Origin of the sequence: Aurantiacibacter sediminis, assembly GCF_016019885.1 — a bacterium.
Lineage (GTDB): Bacteria > Pseudomonadota > Alphaproteobacteria > Sphingomonadales > Sphingomonadaceae > Alteraurantiacibacter > Alteraurantiacibacter sediminis.
The window spans coordinates 364363-390108 of the sequence record NZ_JAEANY010000001.1; the positions used below are offsets into that span (position 1 = coordinate 364363).

Annotated in this window: 26 protein-coding genes, 1 tRNA gene and 1 pseudogene; 17 read left to right on the plus strand and 11 right to left on the minus strand. The window is 59.6% G+C overall.

Features of this window, described 5'->3' with window-relative positions; translation table 11 throughout:
• Positions 1 to 267 precede the first annotated feature (267 nt).
• Positions 268 to 732, minus strand: a complete 465-nt coding sequence (locus tag I5L03_RS01860; RefSeq protein ID WP_197920006.1) for a hypothetical protein — start codon at positions 730 to 732, stop codon at positions 268 to 270.
• 40 nt (positions 733 to 772) lie between these two features.
• On the opposite strand from I5L03_RS01860, the pseudogene I5L03_RS13615 reads away from it, so the two are divergent.
• From I5L03_RS13615 to I5L03_RS01870, 3 genes and pseudogenes are all read left to right on the plus strand, one after another.
• Positions 773 to 940 (plus strand): annotated as a pseudogene (locus tag I5L03_RS13615) (TetR/AcrR family transcriptional regulator); the annotation flags it as partial.
• 63 nt (positions 941 to 1003) lie between these two features.
• Positions 1004 to 1360, plus strand: coding sequence for a hypothetical protein (locus I5L03_RS13370; protein WP_234034984.1), 357 nt, complete (start codon positions 1004 to 1006; stop codon positions 1358 to 1360).
• A 124-nt stretch (positions 1361 to 1484) separates the two neighbouring features.
• Entirely contained in the window at positions 1485 to 2006 is a 522-nt protein-coding gene (locus I5L03_RS01870; RefSeq protein WP_197920008.1) for a nuclear transport factor 2 family protein, read from the plus strand.
• Between the two features lie 331 nt (positions 2007 to 2337).
• Here I5L03_RS01870 and I5L03_RS01875 read toward each other — a convergent pair.
• A tRNA-Arg gene (locus I5L03_RS01875) sits at positions 2338 to 2414 on the minus strand.
• Between the two features lie 118 nt (positions 2415 to 2532).
• Between I5L03_RS01875 and I5L03_RS01880 the strand changes: the two genes are divergently transcribed.
• From I5L03_RS01880 to I5L03_RS01925, 10 genes are all read left to right on the plus strand, one after another.
• Positions 2533 to 2952: a hypothetical protein gene (locus I5L03_RS01880; RefSeq protein WP_234034985.1), complete on the plus strand. Its 420-nt coding sequence runs from the start codon at positions 2533 to 2535 to the stop codon at positions 2950 to 2952.
• A 68-nt stretch (positions 2953 to 3020) separates the two neighbouring features.
• Complete coding sequence (locus I5L03_RS01885) at positions 3021 to 3542, plus strand: MmcB family DNA repair protein (protein ID WP_197920009.1); 522 nt, start codon at positions 3021 to 3023, stop codon at positions 3540 to 3542.
• A gap of 64 nt (positions 3543 to 3606) precedes the next feature.
• Complete coding sequence (locus tag I5L03_RS01890) at positions 3607 to 4347, plus strand: sterol desaturase family protein (RefSeq protein WP_197920010.1); 741 nt, start codon at positions 3607 to 3609, stop codon at positions 4345 to 4347.
• Positions 4320 to 4778 (plus strand): DUF2141 domain-containing protein, encoded by a 459-nt coding sequence (locus I5L03_RS01895; protein ID WP_197920011.1) that lies wholly within the window; start codon positions 4320 to 4322, stop codon positions 4776 to 4778. Before I5L03_RS01890 ends, I5L03_RS01895 begins: the two co-directional genes overlap by 28 nt.
• A gap of 121 nt (positions 4779 to 4899) precedes the next feature.
• On the plus strand, positions 4900 to 6333 hold the full coding sequence (locus I5L03_RS01900; RefSeq protein WP_234034986.1) for a PAS domain-containing protein: 1434 nt from the start codon (positions 4900 to 4902) through the stop codon (positions 6331 to 6333).
• A 201-nt stretch (positions 6334 to 6534) separates the two neighbouring features.
• Positions 6535 to 7494 carry a phosphatase domain-containing protein gene (locus tag I5L03_RS01905; RefSeq protein WP_234034987.1) on the plus strand — a complete coding sequence of 320 codons (960 nt, stop codon included), beginning with the start codon at positions 6535 to 6537 and terminating at the stop codon, positions 7492 to 7494.
• A gap of 46 nt (positions 7495 to 7540) precedes the next feature.
• Positions 7541 to 8917 (plus strand): M48 family metalloprotease, encoded by a 1377-nt coding sequence (locus I5L03_RS01910; protein ID WP_197920013.1) that lies wholly within the window; start codon positions 7541 to 7543, stop codon positions 8915 to 8917.
• A 9-nt stretch (positions 8918 to 8926) separates the two neighbouring features.
• Positions 8927 to 9622: a DsbA family protein gene (locus I5L03_RS01915; protein WP_197920014.1), complete on the plus strand. Its 696-nt coding sequence runs from the start codon at positions 8927 to 8929 to the stop codon at positions 9620 to 9622.
• 78 nt (positions 9623 to 9700) lie between these two features.
• Positions 9701 to 10900, plus strand: a complete 1200-nt coding sequence (locus I5L03_RS01920; RefSeq protein WP_197920682.1) for a sensor histidine kinase — start codon at positions 9701 to 9703, stop codon at positions 10898 to 10900.
• Positions 10897 to 11691 carry a LytR/AlgR family response regulator transcription factor gene (locus I5L03_RS01925; RefSeq protein ID WP_197920015.1) on the plus strand — a complete coding sequence of 265 codons (795 nt, stop codon included), beginning with the start codon at positions 10897 to 10899 and terminating at the stop codon, positions 11689 to 11691. The genes I5L03_RS01920 and I5L03_RS01925 overlap by 4 nt, the downstream gene beginning before the upstream one ends.
• Before the next feature lie 20 nt (positions 11692 to 11711).
• Here I5L03_RS01925 and I5L03_RS01930 read toward each other — a convergent pair whose 3' ends face one another.
• Positions 11712 to 13007, minus strand: a complete 1296-nt coding sequence (locus tag I5L03_RS01930; protein WP_197920016.1) for a hemolysin family protein — start codon at positions 13005 to 13007, stop codon at positions 11712 to 11714.
• Between the two features lie 166 nt (positions 13008 to 13173).
• Here I5L03_RS01930 and I5L03_RS01935 point away from each other — a divergent pair, with 166 nt between their 5' ends.
• Positions 13174 to 13857, plus strand: a complete 684-nt coding sequence (locus I5L03_RS01935; RefSeq protein ID WP_197920017.1) for an OmpA family protein — start codon at positions 13174 to 13176, stop codon at positions 13855 to 13857.
• Between the two features lie 66 nt (positions 13858 to 13923).
• On the opposite strand, the gene I5L03_RS01940 is transcribed toward I5L03_RS01935, so the two are convergent.
• A complete protein-coding gene (locus tag I5L03_RS01940; RefSeq protein WP_197920018.1) occupies positions 13924 to 14700 on the minus strand; it encodes a 3'(2'),5'-bisphosphate nucleotidase CysQ in 777 nt (258 codons plus the stop codon).
• Positions 14701 to 14806: 106 nt separating this feature from the next.
• Between I5L03_RS01940 and sucC the strand changes: the two genes are divergently transcribed.
• From sucC to I5L03_RS01955, 3 genes are all read left to right on the plus strand, one after another.
• Positions 14807 to 16006 (plus strand): ADP-forming succinate--CoA ligase subunit beta, encoded by a 1200-nt coding sequence (gene sucC, locus I5L03_RS01945; RefSeq protein WP_197920019.1) that lies wholly within the window; start codon positions 14807 to 14809, stop codon positions 16004 to 16006.
• A gap of 243 nt (positions 16007 to 16249) precedes the next feature.
• Positions 16250 to 16996, plus strand: coding sequence for an electron transfer flavoprotein subunit beta/FixA family protein (locus tag I5L03_RS01950; protein WP_197920020.1), 747 nt, complete (start codon positions 16250 to 16252; stop codon positions 16994 to 16996).
• Positions 16997 to 17932, plus strand: coding sequence for an electron transfer flavoprotein subunit alpha/FixB family protein (locus I5L03_RS01955; protein WP_197920021.1), 936 nt, complete (start codon positions 16997 to 16999; stop codon positions 17930 to 17932).
• A gap of 3 nt (positions 17933 to 17935) precedes the next feature.
• Here the strand turns inward: I5L03_RS01955 and I5L03_RS01960 are convergent, their stop codons facing one another.
• From I5L03_RS01960 to I5L03_RS01990, 7 genes are all read right to left on the minus strand, one after another.
• Positions 17936 to 18478: a GNAT family N-acetyltransferase gene (locus I5L03_RS01960; protein ID WP_197920022.1), complete on the minus strand. Its 543-nt coding sequence runs from the start codon at positions 18476 to 18478 to the stop codon at positions 17936 to 17938.
• Positions 18475 to 19683 (minus strand): DUF445 domain-containing protein, encoded by a 1209-nt coding sequence (locus tag I5L03_RS01965; protein WP_197920683.1) that lies wholly within the window; start codon positions 19681 to 19683, stop codon positions 18475 to 18477. Before I5L03_RS01965 ends, I5L03_RS01960 begins: the two co-directional genes overlap by 4 nt.
• Positions 19684 to 19737: 54 nt before the next feature.
• Positions 19738 to 23211, minus strand: coding sequence for an efflux RND transporter permease subunit (locus I5L03_RS01970; RefSeq protein WP_197920023.1), 3474 nt, complete (start codon positions 23209 to 23211; stop codon positions 19738 to 19740).
• A 9-nt stretch (positions 23212 to 23220) separates the two neighbouring features.
• The gene (locus I5L03_RS01975; protein WP_197920024.1) at positions 23221 to 24429 is read right to left on the minus strand and encodes an efflux RND transporter periplasmic adaptor subunit; all 1209 of its coding nucleotides are present in this window, start codon (positions 24427 to 24429) and stop codon (positions 23221 to 23223) included.
• A 219-nt stretch (positions 24430 to 24648) separates the two neighbouring features.
• Positions 24649 to 24915, minus strand: a complete 267-nt coding sequence (locus tag I5L03_RS01980; RefSeq protein ID WP_197920025.1) for a GlsB/YeaQ/YmgE family stress response membrane protein — start codon at positions 24913 to 24915, stop codon at positions 24649 to 24651.
• A 145-nt stretch (positions 24916 to 25060) separates the two neighbouring features.
• Positions 25061 to 25360, minus strand: coding sequence for a CtrA inhibitor SciP (gene sciP, locus I5L03_RS01985; protein WP_128891530.1), 300 nt, complete (start codon positions 25358 to 25360; stop codon positions 25061 to 25063).
• The gene (locus I5L03_RS01990; RefSeq protein ID WP_197920026.1) at positions 25357 to 25650 is read right to left on the minus strand and encodes a hypothetical protein; all 294 of its coding nucleotides are present in this window, start codon (positions 25648 to 25650) and stop codon (positions 25357 to 25359) included. The genes sciP and I5L03_RS01990 overlap by 4 nt, the downstream gene beginning before the upstream one ends.
• Positions 25651 to 25746 lie beyond the last annotated feature (96 nt).

The window sequence follows — 25746 nt, forward strand, 5'->3', positions numbered from 1 at the left end:
CGATAGGTCACTTCTGGACCTTCGACAATCCAAATGTTTTCGCCCCATGCGATCGGTCGTAACTGAGGCTCGTACGGAGCATATCCTGGTGAGACAGACATCAACCGAAACGCCGCCCGTCTGACTTTTCTCTAAAACGCCCGATCTTTGGCATTGCACCTACCTTAAATATTTCGCCATCGAGATTGCGATGAAACATCAGCCAACGACCTCACTTGCGGTAGCAATCGCTCATTCTCGCGATGCCAAGCAGCGAATATCCAATCGCTACGTAAGCAGGAAGAAGAAGCAAACCGCGATGCTCGCGAGAAGCATCCAAACCGAGCTCCCAATCGCCAGGATCGAAACAACCCGCTCCTTCGCCTTGGAGCTGCTAAATCCCTTTCCAGCAATGGGCAGAGCTTCGCTTGCGCCAAAGGCCGCAGCTAGAAGCAGGCTAAGGATCAGAATACCGAATGATGCGATAAGCGATATCGCCAAGGGCAAAGATGCCCAATCGGCAATTCCAAAATGGGGCCAGAAAAGGCCGAACGCGACCAGCGCAATACCTGCTTGGACTGCAGTAGTATGTGCCGATAGTCCCATTCGCGGATTGCGGAAACGAGGGATCGCGGCGCCGATTGCCAGGCCAAGTGTGAAAACCATGAAGCCTGCCTTGCCAAGAAGGAGCTCGACCGCGCCCATATTGAGACCCCTTGCAAACCTCGCTATCCCAAAAACCTCGGTCGGCATTTATTGACCAGCGGTCGGTAAGTCAAGCGAGGAGTATTTGGTGCGGCAAGACGAGCGACGATCTCGAACGAGGGCTGCTATTCTGGCTGCAGCTAGACAGAATTTCGGAACCTTCGGTTTTTCTAAAACGACTGTCGATGCGATCGCCTCCGATGCATCGGTCGCGAAAGGCGCGGTTTACCATCACTTCCAAAGCAAGGACGAGCTCTTTGAACAGGTGTTTGAAAGCGTTTCAGCTGAGCTGGCGAAATCTGTCGCTTCCGGCATGCGGATGGACCAGGATCCGCTCGAAAACATGATCGAAGCTACACGCAGTTATTTCCGATTGTGTTCCAATCCTTCGATCGCTCGGATCACCCTCCAGGATGCGCCCAGCGTCCTCGGCAACGAGCGTTGGAGAGCTCTCGACGCGGCGCATTTCGGAGGCCTTGTTACCGGTGGATTGGCCTTTGCCATGCAAGCGGGAGCCATTGCGCCGCAACCTCTGGAGCCATTGGCCAATATCGTCCTCGCCGCGATACAGGCAGCGGCACTGGACTGTGCCGCGCAGAAGGATTTCGAAGCGTCAGCATCGATTTATGTCGATACGCTCGAAACTCTTCTCTCGGGGCTCGCCGCCCGCGCGTAGCTCTAATGCTACCGAAAACCGGACAGGCCGCCGCGTGCTTATTCCCTGCCCACCTTGACAAACCGACCGCTTGCCGGCCATTACCGACCATCAGTCGATATCTCGGATTTGCCGGAGAATTCTTGTGGCAAGGACCGATCGCAGTTCGCTTCAGCAATCCGGCAGGCCGGTTACTGCCGAAGACAGTGGTGGCCAAGGAAGCCGCCAGACCATTGAGCGGATGATCGAAGGATTCGCCAAGCAGGATATCGATTCGATCATGGCACTGATCGCAGACGACGCCGTTTACTGCGATGTTCTGGGCGAAGGTCCACGGGGTGACGAGTATCACGGCAAAGAAGCGATAAGGGGCGCGTTCATTCGCCAGTTTGCGATGGCTGGACCGCACACTTACGTCGGCGCGAGCATCCTGCTCAACGATGACGCTGCTTTTGCGAGCTGGACCATGGTGCTCGGCGAAGCGAGCGATCCTACCGCGCCTCGTTTCGAAGGGATCGATGAATTTCGTCTCAATGCAGGCGGACAGGTCACGTTGAAGAAGGCGTGGCTTAAAGGCCAGCCCCGATTGCGGCGTTTGTTGATGCGGCGCAACCCTGGGGCGTTGCTGCGCCATTGGCGATATGTGCTGCGTGTATTGAGAAGCTGAAGGTCCCGCAAATGGTGCGAACCGAATGGCTCGGCAGCATGCCGTCTGCAAATAATTGTGAGGGCGGGTATTTCGGCAGGAATCCTCCGAAGCGATTGCCGAGCAGCAGATTGCGCTGGCCAAGATTTCGCGGAGTTCGCCGGTCCCTATTGGTGCCAATTCGCAGTCAAAGGCGGAGCTTATAGCTGACTAGAGCGAAATACGGCGATGCATCCGGCATGCCGGTCGTGGCGCGGCGATCTGAGTACGTTAAGGCCGATTATCGATGTCAGCAATGACATCCGGGAATTGATCGAACCAGTTCCGAGATCAGACAAGATTTGAAGGGAACTGGCGCACCCGACAGGATTCGAACCTGTGACCTCTGCCTTCGGAGGGCAGCGCTCTATCCAGCTGAGCTACGGGTGCCGGTCAGAGCAGGTCGCCTAGCAATGGCGGGCGCGTGCGCCAAGCGGAATTGTTGCGGGCCGGCGGCAGTTGCTCGCTAACGTCTTGGAAAGAGGTGCTGGGCTAAGCACCGCGCGTCATGAGCGCAATGCCACAAATATTCGGACAGAATGTCCGGCACACCGGCGATATGTCGGCATCCGAAACGATGGCAAATGCGAGCGCACTCAGCATGCGCTGGGCGGCGCTCAGCGAGGCGGGCAAAGTCGTATGCATGCTCGCCGGGCAGGATGCAGAACCGGACGACAAGCGCGCGCGAAATTTTCCTGCGCTGATCCGCGATGCAGAGCCATGGCGCCGCGATCTGGCAAAAGATGGATGCGCCGATCTGGCCGCCATTATGGAGCCTGGCATTTCGGCTTTACTGGCAATCAATGCGCGCGGTGCGGATTGTACCGATGCCGCCAGCGCGTTGTGGAGCGAGTATACCGCTGCAAGAGCATCCATCCTCGATCTGCTGCCGCCTTCCGGCGAGATGGGCCCGCGCCGCAGCGCCTGACCGTTTACGCACATTGAGACGACCGGGCACGGCTTGACCATGTTCCCATTTCGTTCCAACTTGCGGCGATGACTGATTCGCTCGTTTCCCCAAAACCCACCGCCGCATCCTCCGACACCGTCTTTCCGTTGCGATCGCAGGCGGTCGTCCGCGGGATTTGCCGGCTGTTTGCGCGCAACGATATCTGGGTGCTCGGCGAGATGGTGCTGCGTAATGGCAGGCGCGCCGATCTGATGGGGATCGATGGCAAAGGAAAAATCGTCATCGTCGAAATCAAGACGGCGCGCGCAGACCTGCTGGGCGATGAGAAATGGCCTGATTATCTCGACTTTTGCGATCGCTTCTATTGGGGCCTGCCGCCGGAGCTCGATCGTGACGTTCTCGAAGGCGACGATTACCGGCCCGATTGCTGCGGCATTATCGTGGCCGATGAATATGATGCGGAAATCGTGCGGCCTGCGCCCAGCCACCCCTTGGCAGCTGCGCGGCGAAAAGCTGAAGTGGAACGGCTTGCACGCGCTGCGCTGCGCCGCCAGATCATCGCGGCAGACCCGCAATGCGCCAGCTGGGGCAGCGAAATAGCGGGATAGTCCGCAAAAATCGCGATTCGGGGTAGAGGATTGTTCACCGGCAGGGCATAGGGGCGACATCACCATGCTGATCGCCATTGCCCTATCCGCCGTTTTGATGAGCGCGATCATCGCGGCACGCTATTTTCTTGCAGGTGGTTTCTTTGCTTGGGCGACGCGCCGCACGCGTCCGGGCCTTTATCGTGGATTGCAGCCGCAAATCGTCCGCGAGATCGGGTGGTCGATGGCCTCTGCGATTATTTACGGCGTGCCCGCGGGCATCATCGCCTGGGGGTGGCAAAACCACGGATGGACACAGATCTATTCCGATATCGGCGCTTTCCCGCTGTGGTATCTGCCGCTTTCCGTTTTCCTTTACCTTTTCGCGCATGACACCTGGTTTTACTGGACGCACAGGCTGATGCATCGGCCCAAATGGTTCAAGATGGCGCATGCGGTCCACCATGCCAGCCGCCCGCCTACCGCCTGGGCCGCGATGAGCTTTCACCCTATCGAAGCGCTGACCGGCGCGATCGTCATCCCCGTGCTTGTGCTGCTTGTCCCGATTCATATCGGCGCTCTTGCGACAGTGCTCGCCATCATGACCGTCATGGGCGTTACCAATCATATGGGCTGGGAAGTGTTTCCGCGCCGGCTTGTTCATTCGCCAGCAGGGAAGTGGCTGATAACAGCCAGCCACCACCAGCGTCACCATGATGCCTATCGCTGCAATTATGGGCTCTATTTCAGATTTTGGGATCACTTGTGCAAAACAGACAAAGGCCTAGCCGACCCGACATGGGATCAGCCCGCATCGCAATCCTGAGCGCCGCTTTGCTCACTGGCCTCGCCGCCGCACCATCGGCTGCAGGGCAGGAAGAAGGCGTGAGCGTGACTGTGCAGGTCACGAATATGCGCAATACGGATGGCGTTGTTCGCGCCTGCATGACGCGCGATGAGGAACGCTTTCCCCGCTGCCAGAATTCGGACCTGGGTTACCGCGTTGTGGTGCCTGCGGGCGAAGCGACTACTCTGCGGTTCCGCAATGTCGCGCCGGGCACCTATGCGATTGCGCTTCTGCACGACGAGAACGAAAATGGCCGTGCAGACCGCGCGCTGGGCATGATGCCTACCGAAGGGTTCGGCTTTTCCCGTGATGCCCGCGTCAGGATGGGGCCGCCCGATTTTGACGATGCTGCAATCGAAGTGGGCACCTCTGCCGTGCAGCAGACGATCCGCATGCGCTACATGCTGTAGGTAATTATCATTTCCCGCAGGCTGACGCTGCAAAGCTGCGGGAAAAAGCCGCGCAACTTCACGGAAAATTTACCACGTCGCGCCACAAGAGCCTCTGCATACCACGGAAAGGCTTTTCGGCATGGACACTTTGCGGGACAATTTCGGACCGCTCGACGCACTCGATCTGGACGGTTTTGCCGAGCCTATCGAGCCTGTGGATGAGAAAAACGAGACGGATGAAAGCGTGGATCACACGCCGCCTCCCGCCATCGGCACCGATGAACGCCGTATGCAGGTGCGCGCTTACAATTTTTGGGCCGGCCTGCTGGAAGATCGCAACTTTCCATCGATCGAAGACCTCGATCCGACACTACTGCCGGATTTCGGCCCGAACAGCGTCCTGCTGGATTTTTCGACCGGCATCGAGGATCCCAGCATTAATTATATCGGCGCTGAACTCGCCGAGGAATGCCTCACCGCAAGCAGCGAAATGCCGAAACGGCTTTCAGAAGTGCCGCCGCGCTCTTTGCTCAGCCGGATTACCGATCATTACATGCAGATTCTCGCCAACCAGTCGCCGATTGGTTTCGAAGCGGAATTTGTAAACGGGACGGGCGCCACCATACTTTATCGCGGCATCCTGCTGCCTTTCTCCAGCGATGACGAAACCATCGATTTCATTTACGGCGTAATCAATTGGAAAGAGCTGGCCGATGCCCGCTCTGCCGATGAATTGCTGCTCGAAATCGATCAGGCGCTCGATATCGACCGGGGCGACGACACGTCCGCGAGCGAGGAGGAAAGCCTGACGGATTGGGCCGATGGCCCCGCAGCTTCCTTTGACATTCCCTCGATCGTTGATGCCTTGAAGGGCGAAGGCGACGGTCAGGACGTGCGCCCATCTTTCGATCTTCCGGGACAATCTGAATCGAACGAAGATGTCGTTCCCGCGGCCGCCGTTGAGCCCTTGTCGCTTGCCGATTGGCTCGCCGCCGCTCGCGAAACCGCCCAGCAAGCCCGAAGCAGCGAAGAGCGGACACGCGCTGCGCTGTATGAAGCTGTCGGCCAGGCCTGGGATTTTGCGATTGCGGCCAATGAAGCGCCGGAAGATTTTGCCGAACTGCTCGACGATGCAGGCATTGCAGCGCAGGAACGCGCGCCGATGACGCCTATTGTTAAGCTTGTTTTCGGTGTCGATTACGACAAGACGCGCCTCACCGAATATGCTGCGGTCCTGTCCTACGCGCAGCGTCATGGGATTGCGCAGGGTGCTCTTGGAGAGCATCTGAAAGCCGCTCAGGGTGGCCTGAAAGCAGTCGTCGCTGAAGAACGCGCTTTCCGCCGTGCCCAAAGCGGAGCGACCGTAAAAGCACCGCGCACCGCGCCTCGCAAAGCCATCGCCAAGAAGCTGCGCGCACTGGCGCCGAAGCATTTGAGCGAAGTGCCTGCGAGCGGCGAGGAATTCGCGCTCGTCATGATCCGCCGCACGGAAAATGGCGATGTCGTGATGCTTGGCGAAGTCGAAGGCGATGTGTCGCTGATCGAAAAGGCGGCGCGCAAAATCATCGACTAAGCGCGCCTTCACGGGCCGCATTTAGGAACGAGCGGGAGGCTGAACCATTGCCTTGGCATGGTCTTTTCCCGCTTAACCGACACTCGCATCCAACCTTATCTGGGCTTTCGCAACCGGGAGCGGCTCCGCCTTTCCGTGCGCGCATTGCGATCCCCGGCCCCGCGTTTTCACCGCCGTTCGCGCGTCGGCGCATTGCGAAAAATGCTGAGCCAATTCGCCAGCCGCGAAGTCGAAGGTGTCGAGGTCCGGCTCGTCCTGGAGCATGGCGATACGGTCCATTTGGATACGCGCGGCACGAGCGACAAAGAGGGCTTTGTTCATTTCGATCTCGAATTGGATGCCAAAGCGGATTTGCCGCAATCCACGGCATGGGAAAGCGCCCGCGTAGAATGGCTGAACGCCGAAGGGCCGCAGCAGGCAGATGCGAGTATCCTCGCACCCGCTGCATCGTCCGACATCGCGATTATCTCCGACATTGACGATACGATCATCGAATCCGGCATCACTGGCGGCCTGCGCAATGTTGCGCGGAACTGGAAACGTGTCGTCGCACAAATGCCGAGCGAACGGCATACCGTGCCGGGCGCGCCCGAATTCTACGGAAACCTTTCCGGTCCACGACACCACCTGCCTGAGGGCGCGCTACCAGCGAGCAAGCGACCGTTTTTCTACGTGTCATCCAGTCCGTGGAATATCTTTTCCTACCTGCTGACATTCAAGCAGATCAACAATCTGCCGGTCGGCCCGATGATGCTGCGCGATTGGGGGCTGAATGCACAGACATTCGGCCATAGCAGCCATGGTGCGCATAAGGATTTGGCGATCGCTTCTATCTTGGGAATGTATCCGGACATGCGCTTTGCCCTGGTGGGCGACGACACGCAGGGAGACCTGCCTGCCTTTGCCAAGGCCGTTGCGGATTTCCCCGGACAGGTAGCAGCCATCTTCCTGCGCCGCGCGGCAGATGAACCATTCGACAGCGATGAACAGGATGCGAAGGCGATTATCGAAGAGGCGGATGTGCCGCTTTGGCTGGGCGACGATTATTCGAAAGGCAAAGCGTTTCTCAGCTCGATAGGCTTGGCGCATGAAAGCGATGCGGAAGAAGTCGTACAGACAGTCAGCGGCGCGAAAGAGCCAAGTACGGCATCCGCCGAATAATCTTCATTTCCCGTTCAGCGCCAGCAGCGCTATGACAGCCCCGCTCATGCGCATGATCAAATCCCTGCTCGCCCGCTTGTTCGCGATATTGGCCGTGTTCGCCATGCTGGCCCAGCCGGCCTCCGCGCAGGGCATCAGCATCTTACGCGATGCGGAGACAGAAGCGCTGTTGCAGGACATGATCGATCCACTTTCCGATGCCGCTGGGCTTGGTGAAGGTGCAGTCGAAGTTGTCCTGGTGAATGAAAATTCGATTAACGCCTTCGTCGCCGGTGGACAGCGCGTCTATATCCATTCGGGCCTGATCAACGCCGCAGACAGCGCTTTGGAAGTGCAAGGCGTACTCGCGCATGAGTTAGGCCATATCACCGGCGGCCATATCAATCGCTATTCCGAGGGGGCGGGCAATGCCACGCGCATCACGCTGCTCTCTGCGCTGCTGGCTGCAGCTGCGGCCTTTGCAGGCGGTGGCGGCGAAGCGGCGATGGGCATTATGGCAGCAGGCCAGCAGGCCGCGATGGGCAGTTTCCTTGCCTTCAGTCGCACACAGGAAGCATCGGCCGATGCTGCAGGCGCGCAATATCTCAGCGATGCAGGCATTAGCGGTCGCGGAAGCCTCGACTTTTTCGCGAAGCTCCAGAATTACGAATTCCGCCGCGGCATCAGCCAGGCGCAGGAACGCGAATATAGCCGCACGCACCCCTTGTCGGGCAACCGCATATCGCGGCTGGAAGCGATCTACCAAGCCGATCCGGCTTGGGATCGGCCCGTCGATCCCGACATTCAGGAGCGGTTCGAGCGCGTAAAGGCCAAGCTATTCGGCTTCCTTTCGACGCCGGAGCGCACGCTGCAATTCTTCCCGGAATATATGGAAGGCGTCCCGGCCCGCTATGCCCGCGCTTACGCGTTCCACAAGGATGCACGGATGGACGAAGCGTTGCGGGAAACGGAAGCCCTGCTGGTGATGGAGCCGTCCAATCCGTATTTTCTGGAGCTGCAGGGGCAGATCCTGCTCGAATCGGGACGCGTCGCTCAGGCCCTGCCGCCGCTGCGCGAAGCGACACGCCTGACCGGATCGACCCCGTTGATTGCAACCCTCCTGGGCCATGCGCTGATTGCCACCGAAGACCCCGCCAATCTCGATGAAGCAGAGGCTGTCTTACGCGCCGCTATCGGGCGGGACCGTGAGAATCCTTTTGCCTGGTACCAGCTGGGCGTAGTTTACGGCCAACGCGGCGATACCCCACGCGCGCGGCTCGCCAGTGCGGAACAGCAAATCCTTTCCGGCAATCCGCAGGGCGCGCTGGTGAATGCAAGCGCAGCAGAGCAGTCGCTTCCCACAGGCACGCCCGACTGGATCCGCGCGCAGGATGTGCAACTTCAGGCCCGCGCCCAGCTTGAACGGCTCGCCGAACGCAACTAGCGTCATTTCATGCGTAGCTTTCTCATCACCGCCGCGATTGCGCTTCTCGCCGGTTTCGCCGGCGCGGCTGCGTGGGATTTTTCGGGGTTGGGGCCGGAGCGCACGCGCGATTACCTTATGGCGAACCCCGAAGTGCTGCCCGAAGCTATGGGCGAATTGCAGCGCCGTGACATGATGGCCCGGATCGAGCCGCTGCGTGATGAGCTGGAACAGCCCTATCCCGGTGCCGTGCTCGGCAATCCAGATGGCGAAATTACGCTTGTGGAATTCAGCGACTATGCCTGCGGTTTCTGTCGCCAGAGTCTGGAAGATGTGAATGATCTGATTGCCAGCAATCCCGATTTACGGGTCGTTATCCGTGAATATCCTGTCCTCTCAGCTGGCAGCGCTGATGCCGCGCGGATGGCGCTGGCGGCCGCCGATCAGGGCAGGTTTGAAGCGTTTCATAACGCGATGTTTGCGCAGGATGGTTTGTCTGCAGAGGCAATTGAAGCTGCAGCAGAGCAGGCTGGGCTCAATCTTGCAGCCGCCAATGCTGCTATCGCTGCAGGCGCCTATGAAACACAATTGCAAAACAATGTGTTCTTAGGTCAATCGCTGCGCATTTCCGGTACACCCGCTTTCATCGTCGGAGACCAGGTGCTCGATGGTGCAGTGGGCTTCGATCCGCTGAGCGAAGCCATCGCCGAAGCGCGCGATTCGTAAGGTGAAACACCAGCCACAGGAGGGCAACAGATGGAAAATCCTCTGACGCAGCGCACTCCTGCCGCTCAAAACAGGCGCATGGCCATGCTGCCTTTCCAGCCGACCCCGTTTTTCAAGGACAAGAACCGCGCCTTCTGGCGTCTGCAATTGTTTGGCTGGTCGGGCGCCTTGGTTTTGAGAAGCGCTACTTCAATTGCTAATGAGCGCGGTGCAGATTTTCTTATTGTGGTCGTAATCGCCGCAATCACGGGGTTTTCAATAAGCACCGTACTTTCGGTCATTTACAACCGCCTTATCAATCGCAGCCCAATTATAACATGGGGCCTCACTGGTGTGACGTTAGCACTGGCCGTGGGTGTGTCTGCATTCATCAACGCATGGACGATTGATGTTTATCAGGGCGGTAGTGAATCTGGCTTTGCTCAACTTATGCTTGGTGTGTTTTACATCGACATGACTCTGCTTGGCGCGTGGTCCGCGCTCTATTACGCCATCAATTTCTTCCTGCAGGTGGAAGAGCAGACCGACCGGCTCGAACGCCTTGAAGCACAGGCCACCAGCGCGCAGCTCGCCATGCTGCGATACCAGCTCAACCCTCACTTCTTGTTCAATACGCTGAATTCGATCAGCACATTGGTTTTGCTAAAACAGACTGCGCCCGCCAATGCCATGTTGACCAAGCTTTCCAGCTTTCTGCGCCACACGCTTGTTGCCCAGCCCGGTAGCAAGGTGACTGTCGCGCAGGAAGTCGAGACACTGAAGCTGTATCTCGAAATCGAACGCATGCGATTTGAAGACCGGCTGCGCACCGAATTTCGCGTCGATGATTTGGCCGCAAATGCCTGCATCCCTTCTTTCCTGCTGCAACCGCTGATCGAGAACGCGATCAAATATGGCGTCTCTGCCCAGGAAGAGGGCGCGCGCATCAGCCTTGCGGCGCGCGTCATCGGATCGCGCCTGCGCCTGACGGTGACCGACACCGGGCCGGGCTTGCAAGGCAATCAGAACGCTGCCGAAGCGGTTGCCAGGGGGCACTCCTCAACCGGGGTGGGCCTCGCCAATATCATGGAGCGCCTTTCCCAGGCCTATGGCGAGGAGCACCGCTTCGACATCGAAACGCCGCGCGATGGAGGCTTCACTGTCATCATCGAAATTCCATTCGAAGCTGCCGAGGATGCGAATGAGAGCGAGGGGGCGAAGAAACTTCCCCGCGCTTCATCCGTTGAGCAAGGCAGGGCAACCTCTTTCGGAACCCCCCAGACCGGAGCCCCCGCATGACTATTCGTACCATTCTCGTCGATGACGAAAAGCTGGCCATACAAGGCCTGCAGCTACGCCTTGAGCCTTTTACCGATATCGAGGTGATTGAAACCTGCGCCAATGGGCGGGAGGCGATCCGGGCAATCAAAACGTTGAAGCCTGACCTTGTCTTTCTCGACATCCAGATGCCGAGCTTCGACGGCTTTTCCGTCGTCAAAGGCATTATGGATGTCGATACGCCGCTGATCGTCTTCGTCACCGCGTTCCAGGAACATGCCATTCGCGCTTTTGAAGCGAATGCCGTCAATTACCTGATGAAGCCGGTCGATGAAGACAAGCTCGCCGACACGATCGAGCGGGTGCGCCAGCGCCTTGCTGAAAAGCGTTCTGCCGATGAAGCGGAAAAGCTGAAAGACGTGCTTGCAGAAGTGAGCCCGGAAAGCCTCGATGAGATTGGCGAGGAAGACGAAAGCAGTGCGCGCTACGAGAAGATGATCAATGTGAAGGATAAGGGGCGGATCTTCCGCGTCGATGTCGACACGATCGAACGGATCGAAGCAGCGGGCGATTACATGGTGATCTACACCGCCGACAATTCACTTATCCTGCGCGAAACGATGAAGGATCTTGAGCGCCGCGTCGATCCGCGCAGCTTCCAGCGCGTGCATCGCAGTACGATCGTCAATCTCGATCAGGTCCGCCAGGTGAAGCCGCACACGAACGGTGAGTGCTTCCTCGTGCTCGATTCCGGGGCCGAAGTGAAAGTGTCGCGTAGCTACCGCGATGTGGTCGCGCGGTTTGTGCACTAAGCAGCGCGAAGAGGTGGCGGTCAGTCTTCCTGGCTGACCAGCAGCTTGTCGATCTTGCGCCCGTCCATATCGACGACTTCGAAGCGCCAGCCCTGATCGATGAAATATTCGCCTTCGGTCGGCAAATGTTTGAGCACGTAAAGCGCGTATCCTGCTGCCGTGGCGAATTCGCGTCCTTCCGGGAGGTCGAGCCCCAGCCGCTCCGCCATGGAATCGGCGGCCAGCGCACCTGAGACGAGCAGCGACCCATCCTCGCGCTCGGTCATCATGGGCGTATCGCCTTCGTCCTGATGGCTTGCAAAATCGCCGGCAATCGCTTCGAGAAGGTCGGCTGTGGTCACCAGCCCATCGAGATGGCCGTATTCGTCATGCACCATGGCCATGCCCGTGCCGGACATCTGCAACACGCGCAGCGCGTCCATCGCATCGAGCTGGTCAGGCACGACTTCATTCTTGCGCAGCAGGCTTTTCAGATCGATCATCTCGCCAGCCATCAGCAGTGCCAGCAATTCGCGCACTTTGACGACGCCTAAGATCTTGTCCGGCGTACTGTCGGCAACAGGCAGGAGCGAATGCGGCGTGTCGGCAATGACTTCGCGCATGCGCGCTTCGTCGGCATCGGCTTCCAGCCAGTCGATTTCCGTTCGCGGCGTCATGAGTTCGCGCACCGCCCTGTCCTGCAGGCGCATAATACCTGAAAGGATCGCGCGCTCCTGTTCTTCGATCACCCCAGTGCGTGTCGCATCGGCGAAAATCATCTGCAGCTCTTCGGCGGTCAGGCGATGATCGCCCTTGTGCCGGACCCGCAGGAGGGACAGTAGCAGGTTAGAGGTGGTATCGAGCAGCCAGACAAAAGGCGCCGCAACCCGGGCGAGAATATGCATCGGGCGCGCCATGAGGATGGCGATCGGCTCAGCCGCGCGCAGTGCAATCTGCTTGGGCACCAATTCGCCCACGACCACACTGAGGAACGTCGTAAGGCCGATGACGACAGCAAACGCGACGTTATAAGCCGCGTCCTCCGACAGGCCGGTGCGGATAAGCCGCTCGGCCACCGGCTCGCCCAATTGCGCGCCTGCGAAAGCACCCGTTCCGATTGCGATCAGCGTAATGCCGATTTGCACGGTGGAAAGAAACTTCCCCGGCTCTTGCGCCAGGCGCATCGCGATTGCGGCGCTCTTGCTGCCCTTTTCAGCCGCGGCGCGCAGCCGCGCGGTGCGCGCGGAAACAATCGCAAGCTCCGACATGGCGAAAACGCCGTTGAGCACGATCAGTAGGACGAGGGCGGCGAGATAATGCCAGGGAAACGGGTCCATCAGACCTTGCCCGCTAGCAGATAAAATCCACAAGGCGAAGGGTTTCAAACGCAAAGCCGTGGATCGCCTCACCGCCAATTGCGGAACACGGGGCCGTTCAGCGAGTTATTGGGCTTACACACCGCGCAAACGAGCATCTCACGCGTGTGATCTGGAGGAAGTGGACATGAAAACGAAAAGAATTCTCACCTCGACCGTCGCAGCCCTCGCGCTGGCCGGTACGACAACCGCCTGCGTGACCGATCCGAACACCGGCAACCAGGTTATTTCCCGTACCGCGATCGGCGGCATCGGCGGCGCTGGCCTTGGCTATCTGCTTGGCGGACTGGTCGGCGGCAAAACCGCGCGTATCGTCGGCGCAGGCATTGGCGCGGCTGCCGGCGGCTATGTCGGCTACCGCATGGATGAACAAATCCGTGAGCTGGAAGAAGTCACCGCCGGAACGGGCGTCGACGTGACCGAAACTCCGGGCGGCGATGGCATCCTCGTCAATTTCCCCGATGTGACCTTCGCCGTGAACTCGACCAACATCTCGCCGCAAATGCGCGATACACTCGATGGAGTAGCGCAGAGCATGGTCGACTATCCCAATTCACTGATCGATGTGATGGGGCATACCGATGCCACGGGCAGCGATCAGTATAATCTTGATCTTTCGCGCCGCCGTGCCGAATCGGTCGCCAACTATCTCACCAGCCGCGGCGTCGCCCGTGCGCGTATCGAGACGATTGGCTATGGCGAGCAATATCCGATCGCCGATAACTCGACCGAAGCAGGCCGTTCGCAGAATCGCCGCGTCGAAATCCGCATCACGCCGATTACGGAAGAAGATGTGGAAGCCGCTTACTAAGGCGACTAGGCAATCTAAATTCAGAAAGGGGCGTCTTTCCGGGCGCCCCTTTTTTCGTCGAATGGCTCAGGAAAGCCGCGCCGCGCGCTCTGCCAAGCGCTCTACCGCATCGGCGTGGATTGCAGGCGCTGTGGCGAGCAAGCCAAAGGCTCGCGGATCGCGCTTGTTGTAAGCGAGAGGCGCGCCGAATGCGTCTGTCACGACTGCACCGGCTTCGCGCGCAATCAGCGCGGCTGCGCCAATATCCCACTCGAAACCCCAGCGCAGCGTGGCAACCAGATCGGCCTCATCATTGGCGACCATAGCGACGCGCAGCGCAATCGAATTGGGCTGTTCGACCTTGGAGAGGTCGCGATCCTGCTTGGGCAGATCGTGCGCCGGAACGCGGGCTCCAACAAAGCGGCTTCGCGTGCTGGCCTGCAAACGCTCGCCATTGCGCCACGCGCCTTTTCCCGCCCTGGCCGACCAGACCTCATCACGCGCCGGGGCAATTAGGACGCCGAGCAAGGGTCTGCCGCCACTGATCAAGGCGACACTCACTGCCCAGCCTTTACGTCCGCGAATGAAGTCACGCGTTCCATCAATCGGATCGACCAGCCAGATCAACCCTTTCTCGAGTCGCTCCTTGTCGTCCGAAGTTTCTTCGGAAAGCCAGCCCGCGGCAGGCAGAAGAGCCTGCAATTCGCGCCGCAGGAACCCATCCACTTCAAGGTCCGCCTCGCACACTGGATTGCCCGGCGATTTTTCCCATGTTTTCAAATCATGCCCGTGGCCCGGCCATCGGCGAAGCGCCATATGGCCCGCCTCGCGGCAGATTTGTTCGAGTTTCATACTGTCGATCATCTATGCCTATCAGATGATCGACGAATGTAGGGTTTGCAAGGACGCTGCGATGATGCTTTAGCGCGGCGCAACAACTCCCTTCTCGTGACAGGAAAGTAAACCCCTCATGAACATCCACGAATATCAGGCCAAGGAACTGCTCGCGAAATTCGATATCGGCGTGCCAACCGGCTATCCCGCCATTAGCGTTGCAGAAGCGGTCGAAGGCGCGAAGAAGCTTCCTGGCCCGCTTTACGTCGTGAAAGCGCAGATCCATGCAGGCGGCCGCGGCAAGGGCAAGTTTGCCGAGTTGAGCGCGGATGCGAAAGGCGGCGTGCGCCTTGCCAAGAGTGTGGACGATGTCGAGGCCGACGCGAAGGAAATGCTCGGCAACACGCTCGTAACTGTGCAGACGGGCGATGAAGGCAAGCAGGTCAACCGCCTTTATGTGACCGATGGCGTCGATATCGCCAAGGAATACTACCTCTCCATGGTCGTCGATCGTGAGACGAGCCGCGTGGCAATGATCGTCTCCACCGAAGGCGGCATGGACATCGAAGACGTCGCGCACAATACGCCCGACAAGATCGCCACCATTACCATCGATCCGGCCACCGGATTCATGCCGCACCATGGTCGTGCAGTGGCCTTCGCGCTGAAGCTGGAAGGTGCACTCGCCAAGGAAGCGCAGAAGCTGGCGAAGAAGCTCTACAAGGCTTTCACGACGCTCGATTGCGACATGCTTGAAATCAACCCGCTGGTGGAAACTGACGGCGGTGAGCTGTTGGTGCTCGACACCAAGATGAGCTTCGATTCGAATGCGCTTTATCGCCACCCCGATGTGGAAGCGATGCGTGACGAGACCGAGGAAGATCCGATGGAAGTCGAAGCCGGAAAGCACGATCTTGCTTACATCAAGCTAGATGGCGACATCGGCTGCATGGTCAATGGCGCAGGCCTTGCCATGGCGACGATGGACATCATCAAACTGAACGGTTCCTTCCCAGCCAACTTCCTCGACGTGGGCGGCGGCGCCACGACCGAGAAGGTGACGGCAGCGTTCAAGATCATCCTGTCCGACCCTGCGGTGAAGGGCATCCTCGTCAACATCTTCGGTGGCATCATGCGCTGCGACACTATCGCAGAAGGCATTGTGATCGCTGCCAAGGAAGTCGAGCTGGACGTGCCGCTGGTCGTCCGCCTCGAAGGCACCAATGTGCAGCAAGGCAAGGATATCCTTGCCAATTCGGGCCTGCCGATTATTCCGGCAGACGATCTTGGCGATGCCGCCAAGAAAATTGTCGCCGAGGTGAAGCAAGCGGCCTGATCGGCTTCCCATTTTGACTTCGAGCGCGGGCTCGCAAACACCTCTGGCGGGCCCGTGCTTTCTACCATCCGCAAAACGCGTGGAGCGCGCCACATACCAGCATCCGCTGAGCGCCGCCTCGCACAGGAACAGGGAGTGGTCGCAAAGCGTATATCCCTCATGGCAGGCCGAGAGTTCTGCTTGACCTATACGTCAACTTGCTTACATAAGCGGTAGACAAATTCTGGATTGAGGGAAAGCCCGATGAAAATTCTGGTCCCGGTCAAACGGGTTATCGATTACAATGTGAAGCCTCGCGTGAAGGCGGATGGCTCAGGCGTGGACCTGGCCAATGTCAAAATGAGCATGAACCCGTTTTGCGAAATCGCCGTCGAAGAAGCGATCCGCCTGAAAGAGGCCGGAAAGGCCGAAGAAATCATCGCCGTTTCCATCGGCCCGGCAAAGGCACAGGAAACGCTGCGCACTGCGCTCGCCATGGGTGCAGACCGCGCGATCCTCGTCGAGACCGATCAGGATGTCGAACCGCTGGCTGTCGCCAAGATCCTCAAAGCCATCGCCGAGGAAGAAGACCCGGGCATCGTCATGCTCGGCAAGCAGGCGATTGACGACGACTCCAACCAGACCGGCCAGATGCTCGCCGCGCTGATGGGCCGCCCGCAGGGCACTTTCGCCAGCAAGGTCCAGATCGACGGCGACAGTGTCTCGGTCACCCGCGAAGTCGATGGCGGCCTCGAAACGGTGAAGCTCGACCTTCCGGCTGTGATCACCACCGATTTGCGCCTCAATGAGCCGCGCTATGCTTCGCTGCCCAACATCATGAAAGCGAAGAAAAAGCCGCTCGATACGAAAACGCCGGATGATTACGGTGTCGATGTTTCGCCGCGCCTTGCCATGTCCAACGTTTCCGAACCGCCGGTAAGACAGGCTGGCGAGATGGTGGAAGACGTAGACGCGCTCGTCGCCAAGCTCAAAGCTCTGGGAGTTGCCTAAATGACTGCTCTTGTAATTGCCGAACATAACGGCGGCGAAATCGCCGAAGCCACCCTTTCAACAGTCACTGCCGCAGCCCAGCTGGGCGGCGATGTGCATGTGCTGGTCGCAGGCGGCGATGATGCCGGCGCTGCAGCCGGTGCTGCTGCGCAGATTGCAGGCGTCGCCAAGGTGCTGCGCGCGGTCGATGCTGCCTATGCCCACCAGCTGCCGGAAAACGTAGCCCCGCTGATTGTCAGCCTGGCCGATAGCTACGATGCAATCCTCGCGCCTGCCACCACCACCGGCAAGAATGTGATGCCGCGCGTTGCCGCTCTGCTCGATGTGATGCAGGTGTCTGACATCATTGCGATCGAGAGCCCGACCACTTTCAAGCGCCCGATCTATGCCGGTAACGCGATTGCGACCGTGGAAAGCTCGGATTCCAAGCGCGTGATTACGGTGCGGACAACAGCTTTCGAAAAGGCTGAAGCCACCGGCGGCAGTGCCAGCGTGGATGAAGTCTCGGGCCCGACCGGTGATGGCAACAGCGAATTCGTAAAGCTGGATGCCGTTGAAAGCGACCGTCCGGAACTCACCGGTGCAGGGATCATCGTTTCGGGTGGCCGCGCGCTGAAAGACGGGGAGACTTTCGAACAGTACATCACACCGCTGGCAGACAAACTCGGTGCCGCCATCGGCGCATCGCGTGCTGCGGTGGATGCAGGCTATGTGCCCAACGACTATCAGGTCGGCCAGACCGGCAAGATCGTGGCACCCGAAGTCTACATCGCCATCGGTATTTCAGGTGCGATCCAGCACCTTGCGGGCATGAAGGATTCCAAGACGATCGTCGCGATCAACAAGGATCCCGACGCACCGATCTTCCAGGTGGCGGACATCGGCCTCGTCGCCGATCTGTTCAATGCCGTGCCGGAACTGACCGAAAAGCTTTAAGCTTCAAGAGCCGGGTGGCGGCCTGCGGAGCAATTGCACCGCCTCGCCGCCCGGCATTTCCGCTTCGCGCAAATCACGAAAGCCCAGTTTTTCCGCGAGCCGGAAGGACGGGCCATTGCCGAGCGTAATCAGCGCCACAACCTCGCGACCGAATTCTGCGTCGAACCAGGCAAGCACGGCGCGCATCGCCTCTTCGGCGTAGCCATTGCCGACGTGTTCGGCATCGATGATCCAGCCGCCCTCTGCGCGATCATCAAAATCCTCTCCCAACCCGCGCCACGTGTGAAATATGCCGCAGTTGCCGATGATCCTTCCGTTGTCGCGGCGCTTCACTGCCAGAATGCCGTAGCCAAACAGGCCCCAGCTGCCAGAGTTGCGCATGATGCGTGACATATGGTCGGCATAGGTTCCTTGCGGACCGAGGAAGCGATGCGTTTCCGGATTGGCGACAATCTCGATCATGCGCGGCAGGTCGCCTGCCTGCGGCAGCCATAGCTCCAATCGATCGGTGACCAGCATTGGGCTGGCTGCATGGCGCAGGGTCATAGAACCTCGATGAGGAAATGGATGGTCAGGCCGACCAGCCCGCCTACCAGAGTACCATTGATGCGGATGAATTGCAGATCGCGCCCCACGGCGCGCTCTATCCGGAGGGTGATCGTTTCTGCGTCCCAGCTTTTCACCGTATTCGACACCAGGCTGACGATCTGTTCGCCATAGCGTGTCACCACGCCCACCAGCGTGCGACGAGCGAAGCGGTTCACCTGTATCTGCAACGCCGGATCGCTTTGGAGAGCTTTTCCCAGTTCGGCGAGGCTTGATCCCATCTGGCCAGACATGGCCGCATCGGGATTACGCACCATCTCGATGAGCGAGAGGCGCATCCGCTCCCACACGCCCATCCACCAGTCCGCGACCGCCGGATTGGCGAGCAGATCGTTCTTCATCCGCTCAACCCGGGCGCGCATTTCGGGATCGTGCTGGAGGTCTTGTGCCAAATTGGAGAGACCTTCTTCCACCTTCCCGCGCACCGGATGTTCCGGATCGACATGCATTTCTGCGAGCAATTTGTAGAGACCACCGAGCACTGATTCCGCCAGCCTGCCGTCGAGCCCGGTCCAGCGGATAATGGCGTTGGCGCGCTGCTGCACCATGTCGCGGACCATGTCCTCATTGTCTTCCAGCGTCAGCCCCGCCCAGCGGATGAAGCCGTCTATGAGAGGGCGATGGCGATTATCGGCGATCGCAGTTTCCAGCACGCGGCCAAGCAGCGGTGCGACGTCGAGCTTTTCCGCCTGCCGCGCGAGGCCCGCCTTCACTTGCAGACCGAGCCTGTCCGGATCGAGGGATTCGAGCAATTCGACGAGCAATTGCCCGGCGCCAGCCTTGATTCGGTTGACCTCTCCGCCGCCGCCCTTGGTCAGGAAATCACCCGCGGCCTTGGCGACATTCATTTCGCGCATCCGCCGCGCGACGACGACAGGGGTGAGGAAATTGGAGCGCAGGAAAGCCGCCATCGTATCGGCGATGCGATCCTTGTTTTTAGGAATGATCGCCGTGTGCGGGATCGGCAGGCCCATCGGGTGGCGGAAAAGCGCGGTCACCGCAAACCAGTCTGCCAAGCCGCCGACCATGGCGGCCTCTGCAAAGGCGTTCACATAGCCCCATGCGGGGTGCACGGCGAGCATCTGGTGCGAGCTTACAAAGATCACCGCCATCGCGACCAGCATCAGCGTGGCGGTGATGCGCATGCGGCGCGCCTTGTCAGGCGGCAGGGGTGCTCCTGCGACTGTTAGCGCCATCTTTTACTCTGCAGGCTGTGCAGCAGGTGATCCATCGCTTGCTTCATCACCCGGCTTATAGGTCAGAAACCGGTCACGAAGCCAAGGGCCAAGCTTCTTTTCCATCCCGTCGGCAAGGCTGAAGCCGGCAGGCACGATGACCAAGGTCAGCACGGTAGAGAGGATCAATCCTCCGATCACGGTGGTGCCCATGGGTGCGCGCCACGCGCTGTCACCGCCAAGCGAAAGCGCAGTCGGCACCATGCCTGCCGTCATAGCCACAGTGGTCATCACGATAGGCTGGGCACGCTTGTGACCTGCTTCCATGATGGCGGCGAGTTTCCCGGTGCCGCGTTCCATTTCCTCGATCGCGAAATCGATAAGCAGGATGGAGTTTTTGGACACGATGCCGAGAAGCAACAGCATCCCGATAAACACCGGCATGGAAATCGGCAGCGGCGCGAAATTACCGGTCGAAAAGCCTTGGATATAGCCCGCAATGACCAGCGCCACGAAACCACCAAGCGGCGCCAAGAGAAGCGACGCCATATTGACGAGCGGTGATACCACGCGGCGATAGAGCAATACGAGTACCGCAAAGACGAGGAACAAACCGGTTATCAGCGCAGTCTGAAAATCGCGAGCAAGGTCCGCCTGCCATTCATCGGCGCCGACAGGCATATTCGAAACCCCGGCAGGCAGGTTCTCCATGATCGGCAGCGAATTGATCGCCATCAGCACATCGCCGCGCGCGACATTGGGTGCCATGTCGAGGCCGACAAACACGCGGCGGCTTTGATTGAAGCGCTCGATGGACGTCGGACCCATGCCGAGCGAGATATCCGCCACGCGCGAGAGTGGCACCGATCCGCCATTCGCGGTGGGGACAGGCAGGTTCTCGATGTTCGAAAGATCGCGGCGGGCCGTTCCCGACAAGCGCACACGGATGGGGATCTGACGGTCGGAGAGCGAGAAGCGCGCTGCGTTCTGGTCGATATCGCCAAGCGTCGCGATGCGGATCGCCTGACTCAGCGCCGCGGTCGTCACGCCGAGGCTGGCGGCCAGGTCTTCACGGGGAGTCACCAACAGTTCAGGACGCTGCAAATCGCGTTCGATACGCGGGGCGACTGCGCCTTCGACTGTCTCCATTTGCTCAACCAGAGTGTTCGCCGTTGCTTCGAGCAATTCGGGATCGGAGCCGGACAGCATGATCGAAATCGCGCGACCCGTGCCTCCGCCGCCGCCCTGATTGTTCTGGAAGCTGACGCGGGCATCGGGAATATCCTGCAGGATCGGCGTCATTTCACGCTCGAATTGCAGACTGGAGCGGACGCGATCGTCGCGCAGCACCAGACTGATCCGGCCGGAGCCTTCATTGGCGATCCCTAGCGCCACGGCCACTTCTTGTTCCTGGCTCAAACGCGCGGAGATCCGGTCGATGACGGCCTCGGTCTGCTCCAGCGTGGTGCCCGGCACCATGGAGACATTGACGCGGCTGAAATCGCTATCGGAGTCGGGGAAGAATTGCGTCGGAAGGGATCCGGCAATAAAGATGGTTGCAATCAGCGAGACCACGCCCAGCAGCATCATCCAGACGCGGTGATCGAGGAAACGCGCGGCAAGGAAGCGCGAACGATGGACGAAGGGATCGCCATCCGCATTTTGCTTGAAGCGTCCGGCAAGCGTGCCGATGCCGATATTGATCAGTGCACCGAGGCACCACAGTGCAGCAATGCCGAGCAAGATTACCCACCAAGCGGGCAATTCCTGTTCATCACCCGATGCGGCAGGCGCTTCTGCAGGTGCTTCGCCCATCGCCGAGACCAGCTCACTCACGCCCCAAATGGCCGCGATTACGCCAACCGCCGATAGGAGATTGAGCGGGACAAACCACCAACGCGTGCGCGCCTGACCGACGCGCTGCCGCATGGCGACAAAGGCCTTACTGTCGAGCGACCAGCGCAGCAGGCGCATATAGCGATCCATCCACTTGCCGCCGCCATGCTCGGACTCACCTTTGGCCTTCAGGAAGTAAGCCGCCGCCATCGGCGTGATCATTCGCGCCACCGCCAGGCTCATCAGCACGGCGACCACTACGGTGAGGCCGAAATTCTTGAAGAACTGGCCGGAGATGCCCGGCATCAACCCTACCGGCAGGAAGACGGCAACGATACAGAATGTCGTCGCAACCACGGGCAGGCCGATCTCGTCCGCTGCATCGATACTCGCCTGATAGGCGCTTTTGCCCATGCGCATGTGGCGCACGATGTTCTCGATCTCCACGATCGCATCATCCACCAACACGCCAGCCACGAGGCCCAGCGCGAGCAGCGACAAAGTGTTCAGCGAGAAGCCGAGCCATTCCATGAAATAGAATGTCGGAATGGCTGATAGCGGGATGGCGAGCGCAGCGATGAGGGTCGCGCGCCAGTCACGCAGGAACAGGAAAACGACCACCACGGCCAGTAAAGCGCCCTCTACAAGCAGAGCCATGCTGCTTTCATACTGTGCCTTGGTGTAGTCGACTTCCGTGAACAGGCGCGTGAAGGTCACGCCGGGATTGGCTTCCTCGACACGCGTGAGCACTTCCATCGCTTCGTCATAGACACGCACATCACTTTCGCCCCGCGCGCGCGTGATGGAGAAAGTGACGACCTGCTGCCCGTTGACTTTGGCCACCGTGCGGACTTCGCCGAAGCTGTCCCGCACAGAAGCGATATCCGTCAGTTTGACCGTGCGCCCGCCGCCGAGATTGAGCTGCATTTGCGAGAGTTCATACGCAGTCTCGGCATTGCCAAGTACGCGCACCGATTGGCGCGATCCGGCGATTTCCGCCTGGCCGCCTGCAGCGTTGAAATTGACCTGTCGCAGCGCGCCGTTGACCTGGCTGGCCGTTACGCCGAGCGACTGCATCCGCGCGGGGTCGAGGATCACCAGGATTTCGCGGTCCACCCCGCCGCTACGGCTGACTTCCGCCAATCCATCGACTGTCAGCAATTCCTTGGTAACCGTGTCATCGATAAACCAGGAAAGCTGTTCCAGCGTCATATCATCGGCGGCGACGCCGAAGCTCACGATGGGGCGAGAGCTCGTCGCCTGCTTGAACACGCGCGGTTCGAGAATGCCATCGGGCAATTCGCCGCGGATGTTATCGATTTCACTTTTTACTTCGTTCACCGCTTCGGCGATGTCGGTGCCGAGCGCGAATTCGATGCTGGTGAAGGAATTCCCCTCGCTGGCGGAGGAATACATGTTCTCAATGCCGTCGAGCGTTTCCACGGCCGCTTCGACGCGCTGGGTAATCTGGTTTTCAACTTCGGATGGCGCGGCGCCGGGCTGCGAAATGCTGACCTGAACGACGGGGAATTCGATATCCGGATTGTCCTGAACATCCATTTCCTGAAAGGCAGTGATGCCCATCAGCATCAGGCCGATAAAAGCCAGGATCGGGACGATCGGATTGCGGATCGACCATGCGGAGATTTGGCTGAAATCCATGATCCGGCCCTAGCTCGCGCCCTCCGCCACGGGGCGCACTTCTTCACCCGGCGTCAGGAAACCGCCGGCACGCAGCACGACACGTTCCGTACCGACAAGGCCTGCGGCAATCGCCACGCCTTCATCGCTGATTTCGCCCAGTTCGACATCGACACGCTCGACGACGTTCTCGTCATTGACGATGTAGACATAGCTGCCTTGGTCATCCGACAAGACGGCGCTTTCCGGAAGGCGCGGCGCGACCACTGTCTCGCCATTGAGCGCAATGGACGCAAATCCGCCCGGACGGAGCGCCGGATCATAGGCCAGCGCACAGCGCGCCGTGCCCTGCCGCGTATTTTCATCGATCACGGGCGAGGTTTGCCAGATCTGGCAGGTAAACTGCTGATCAGTGCCGACCGGCGTAACAACGCCCATCGCGCCGATGGAAAGCGCAGCCAGTTCCGCTTCACCGACCCGGGCAAGCAGTTCCATTTCGCCGCCGCGTGCGATGCTGAAGAGCGTTCCGCTGCCTGCACCGACTGTCTGGCCGACTTCGACATTGCGCGTGAGAACATAGCCCGCTGCCGGGGCGACGATGCTAAGCTGAGCGTTACGTGCCTGGCGCTCCCCCAACTGCGCGCGGGCCACGGCAACGCGCGCGACGGCGGCATCGCGCGTCGCTGTCAACCGGTCGATATCGGCCTGCGAGATAAAACCGCGCTCCACCAATTGCAGGGCACGGTCGAGATTCGATTGCGCGAGATCGGCATCCGCCTGCGCTACGGCGACTTGCGCCTGCTGGCTGGCGGCCTGCTGGTTCTGGACGGAGCGATCGATCACTGCCAGGACCTCTCCGGCGCGCACCCACTCGCCCGCTTCGACGCGCACAGCGGTGACACGCCCTCCTTCGCCGACGACGCCTACCGGCATTTCCCGGCGCGCCGCGAGCGTACCGGTTGCGTTGATGACACCTTGGATTGTACCCGATCCGGGGGCCAACACGGTGACTGCGGGCAGATTGCCTGCATCGTCCGGCGCGAAGGCAGGCTCTTCCTCACCGCCTGACAGCATGAAAGCCGCGACGATCGCTGCAACGACAAGGACCGCCAGCGCGATAAAGAGCGAGCGCTTGCGACCAGTATCGCGCATTTCGTCTACACGAGCGCCATCACCGCCCGCAGCGCCATTTCCCGCCCGCGCCATGTCGGATGCATCCACTGTCGTTTCGAAATTCATCGGCATGCGCCTTCTAAGTCCAATGCGACGCATAGCACGGCCCTCGCTCTTACGCGAAGTCCGAGAATACGGCGATCTCGCCCTAGACAGGTCCAGCCAGCGCGGCAATGGCGGCATCTGCCAAAAACGCTCATCGCCCGACGAAGTGCAATCATACGCGAAAAGGGCGGGCCACCGAATTGGCCCGCCCTCGTGACGAAACTCAAGCGTTTTGAGGCGTTATTTTACCCGGCCACGCTGGATAAGGTTCGCAATCAGCAACAACACCACGGCGCCAATGAACGCCGTAATCAGGTAGCCAAGCCAACCATCGACCGTAATCAGACCACCAAGGAGGAAGCCGCCAAGGAAGCCTCCGATAACTCCGACGACGATATTGAGTATGATACCCATCGACGCGTTGCGTCCCATGACCATGCTCGCAAGCCAGCCGGCGATACCGCCGACGATGATCATCACAATAATGCCTACGCCATCACCTTCCATAACCCTCTACTCCTTATACAAATCCACCATTTGGACTGTGCATGTTAATACGCAGGGGCGGCCCGGCTGTTCCGGACCGCCCCTGCGTGGGTGGTGGCTGGTGATGCGCTAGTGTCTGGACCAGCGCGGATATCGGTGTTTCAGATCAGTATTTGAGCTGGCGCTCATACAAATCGCGGTAATGCTGGATGCGGGTGACACGAAGGCCCTGCATGCCTGAGCGGTCCACCGCGCGCTGCCAGCTGGCGAATTCTTCCAGGGTAAGGCCATAGCGTTCGAGAACCTCGTCGATCGTCAGCAGGCCGCCATTCACAGCCGCGACGACTTCCGCCTTGCGACGCACGACCCAACGCTTCGTCTTCGGCGAAGGCAGGTCATCAAGTGTAAGTGGCTCCCCAAGGGGGCCAATCACTTGTGCCGGACGGATTTTCTGGTTCTCAATCATGAATTTCCTCGGATCGCCGGATCGTCGTTATCATTGGGCGAAACGACACTGCCGCCAGTCCCTTTGCTATTGCCTAAACCATTAGGGTTAACGTCCCGTTTGCTATCTTCAGGGAACTTGTCCTGATGCGATGCGATATGCGCGGCGCAGTCCGGATCGAAGCTGGCAAGCGCGGCTTCCTCTTCCTGCGTCAGCGTTCCTCGCAGATCGCGCGCGGCAGCCAGCTTCGCGACCAGATCGGACCAGCTGAGAGCGCTCAGCTCTTCATCGGCAGATTCGCCGCGATTCAAAGCGCGCGCCGCAGGGGGCACAGGGGGTTTTCCTTCAAACATACAGCTTCCGATAAGGCGGAAGCGTCAAGATCCGGTAAAATCCCGCTTAACCAA

Coding starts and splice junctions, on each gene's coding strand:
- I5L03_RS01860 (WP_197920006.1), bottom strand. CDS start 732: ATGCCGACCGAGGTTTTTGGGATAGCGAGGTTTGCAAGGGGTCTCAAT.
- I5L03_RS13370 (WP_234034984.1), top strand. CDS start 1,004: ATGGACCAGGATCCGCTCGAAAACATGATCGAAGCTACACGCAGTTAT.
- I5L03_RS01880 (WP_234034985.1), top strand. CDS start 2,533: ATGAGCGCAATGCCACAAATATTCGGACAGAATGTCCGGCACACCGGC.
- I5L03_RS01885 (WP_197920009.1), top strand. CDS start 3,021: ATGACTGATTCGCTCGTTTCCCCAAAACCCACCGCCGCATCCTCCGAC.
- I5L03_RS01890 (WP_197920010.1), top strand. CDS start 3,607: ATGCTGATCGCCATTGCCCTATCCGCCGTTTTGATGAGCGCGATCATC.
- I5L03_RS01895 (WP_197920011.1), top strand. CDS start 4,320: ATGGGATCAGCCCGCATCGCAATCCTGAGCGCCGCTTTGCTCACTGGC.
- I5L03_RS01900 (WP_234034986.1), top strand. CDS start 4,900: ATGGACACTTTGCGGGACAATTTCGGACCGCTCGACGCACTCGATCTG.
- I5L03_RS01905 (WP_234034987.1), top strand. CDS start 6,535: ATGCTGAGCCAATTCGCCAGCCGCGAAGTCGAAGGTGTCGAGGTCCGG.
- I5L03_RS01910 (WP_197920013.1), top strand. CDS start 7,541: ATGCGCATGATCAAATCCCTGCTCGCCCGCTTGTTCGCGATATTGGCC.
- I5L03_RS01915 (WP_197920014.1), top strand. CDS start 8,927: ATGCGTAGCTTTCTCATCACCGCCGCGATTGCGCTTCTCGCCGGTTTC.
- I5L03_RS01920 (WP_197920682.1), top strand. CDS start 9,701: ATGGCCATGCTGCCTTTCCAGCCGACCCCGTTTTTCAAGGACAAGAAC.
- I5L03_RS01925 (WP_197920015.1), top strand. CDS start 10,897: ATGACTATTCGTACCATTCTCGTCGATGACGAAAAGCTGGCCATACAA.
- I5L03_RS01930 (WP_197920016.1), bottom strand. CDS start 13,007: ATGGACCCGTTTCCCTGGCATTATCTCGCCGCCCTCGTCCTACTGATC.
- I5L03_RS01935 (WP_197920017.1), top strand. CDS start 13,174: ATGAAAACGAAAAGAATTCTCACCTCGACCGTCGCAGCCCTCGCGCTG.
- I5L03_RS01940 (WP_197920018.1), bottom strand. CDS start 14,700: ATGATCGACAGTATGAAACTCGAACAAATCTGCCGCGAGGCGGGCCAT.
- sucC (WP_197920019.1), top strand. CDS start 14,807: ATGAACATCCACGAATATCAGGCCAAGGAACTGCTCGCGAAATTCGAT.
- I5L03_RS01950 (WP_197920020.1), top strand. CDS start 16,250: ATGAAAATTCTGGTCCCGGTCAAACGGGTTATCGATTACAATGTGAAG.
- I5L03_RS01955 (WP_197920021.1), top strand. CDS start 16,997: ATGACTGCTCTTGTAATTGCCGAACATAACGGCGGCGAAATCGCCGAA.
- I5L03_RS01960 (WP_197920022.1), bottom strand. CDS start 18,478: ATGACCCTGCGCCATGCAGCCAGCCCAATGCTGGTCACCGATCGATTG.
- I5L03_RS01965 (WP_197920683.1), bottom strand. CDS start 19,683: ATGCGCATCACCGCCACGCTGATGCTGGTCGCGATGGCGGTGATCTTT.
- I5L03_RS01970 (WP_197920023.1), bottom strand. CDS start 23,211: ATGGATTTCAGCCAAATCTCCGCATGGTCGATCCGCAATCCGATCGTC.
- I5L03_RS01975 (WP_197920024.1), bottom strand. CDS start 24,429: ATGAATTTCGAAACGACAGTGGATGCATCCGACATGGCGCGGGCGGGA.
- I5L03_RS01980 (WP_197920025.1), bottom strand. CDS start 24,915: ATGGAAGGTGATGGCGTAGGCATTATTGTGATGATCATCGTCGGCGGT.
- sciP (WP_128891530.1), bottom strand. CDS start 25,360: ATGATTGAGAACCAGAAAATCCGTCCGGCACAAGTGATTGGCCCCCTT.